This is a genomic window from Paenarthrobacter sp. Z7-10, from assembly GCF_026932795.1.
Lineage (GTDB): Bacteria > Actinomycetota > Actinomycetes > Actinomycetales > Micrococcaceae > Arthrobacter_M.
This window is the reverse complement of the sequence record NZ_JADPVH010000120.1, coordinates 1-1695: the sequence shown is the minus strand read 5'-3', so window position 1 is coordinate 1695 and position 1695 is coordinate 1. Positions and strand designations below refer to the sequence as shown.

At 67.1% G+C, this 1695-nt stretch carries 1 protein-coding gene; it reads left to right on the top strand.

Going from position 1 to position 1695, the window contains the following annotated elements; translation table 11 throughout:
* Positions 1–1695 (top strand): putative transposase (locus IV498_RS18675; protein WP_269048572.1); only part of this gene is annotated, 1695 nt, incomplete at both ends.

Below are 1695 nucleotides of genomic sequence, written 5' to 3'. Positions count from 1 at the left end.
CACCTCCGCGGCCGCTACTGAGCCGGTGTTGCCGGTGTTGCCGGAACCGGTGGCCCGGACCGGGGAGCGGGCAGCGGCCCGGTCCGGGTTGCTCGAATCCGCGGCCCCCGTCTTTGCCCCGGCGGCCCGGGTTCCCTTCGCCGGCCTGTTTCTGGCGTTGCCGGCCCTGGAAAAGACCGGGCTGCTGGCCTGTTCAACGGCAGTCTTTGGATCCCTGCCGGACGGGTTTTACGGGCTGGAAACCATTCTCCTCGATGCCGTGCTGCGGGCTTTGGCCGGCGAGCCCCGGGCTGAGGGGGCGACCCGGTTCGATCCCGCAGCCCTGGGGCGGGTGCTGGGTCTGGACCGGGCCCCGGAGGTAAAAACCATCCGCCGTAAAATCACGCACCTGGCCGCAACCGGCAAAGCCGGGGAACTGATCACCGCCCTGGCTACCCACCACCTGAACAACACCGGTGAACCCGGCTCGGGCCTCGCCGCCGTTCTCTACGTTGACGGGCACGTCCGCGCCTACCAGGGCAGCAGGAAAATCGGGAAGGTCCACTCCACGAGGCTGAAGTTCCCCACCCCGGCCACCGAGGAAACCTGGGTCGCCGACGCTAACGGGTCCCCGGTGATGGTGGTGATGGCCGAACCCGGTGCCGCCCTGACCGGGGAACTGCGCCAGCTCCTGCCGACCCTGCGCACCATCATCGGCGATAACCGCCGCGTGTTGGTCGGTTTCGACCGCGGAGGCTGGTCCCCAGCCCTGTTCAAACACATGGCGGAGAACGGGTTTGACGTGCTCACCTGGCGCAAAGGCGGCACCGAAAACATCACCGAGGACCTGTTCACGCCCGTCACCCATGTTGACGGGCACGGTGAAACCAGAACCTGGGCAGCCGCGGACACACTCGTTGACCTGGCCCTGGCCGGCACCGGGGAAGCCTTCCGGATGCGTCAGATCAGCCGTACCGTGCCCGCCACCGGCGGGGGCACCCGACAGATCCACATCCTCACCACGGACACCGAACTACCCGCCGGGGAGGTGATCCACCGGATCGGGTCCCGCTGGCGGCAGGAAAACTACTTCCGCTACGCCCGCATCCATTTCGACCTCGATTCCCACGACGCCTACACCAGCACCGATGACGACCCCGGCCGCTCGGTACCCAACCCCGCGAAAAAGAAGGCCTACCAAAAAGTCCTCACCGCCCGGACCCACTACGCGCAGGTACTGGCCGACACGGACGCCGCGATGCTGAACCTGAGAACCCCGGACCCGGGAACCGGGGAAGTCCTCATCACCAACGCCATGGCGAACGCGGTCAACGCCCCGCTCTCGGACGCCGGGGCCGCCCTCGACAGGGCAGAAACCGTGCACAAGGAAATCCCCGCCAGAGTCCCGTTAGGCGAACTCGCCCCAGGCCAGCAGATCCTGGACACCGACGTCAAGCTGATCACCCACGCGATCCGGATGGCAGCCTTCAACACCGCCACCACCCTCGCGAGGGAGATCCGCACGAACACCGGTTACGCCCGTGCAACACAGGAAGCCCACACCCTCACCCGACAGGCGCTCACCAACAGCGGGGACATCGACACCACCACCCCCGGCTACCTGACCATCCGGCTGGACCCGCTACCAACCACCCGCGCCACAACGGCGATCGCCGAACTCTGCGAACAACTCACCAGCACCCAAACCCGATACCC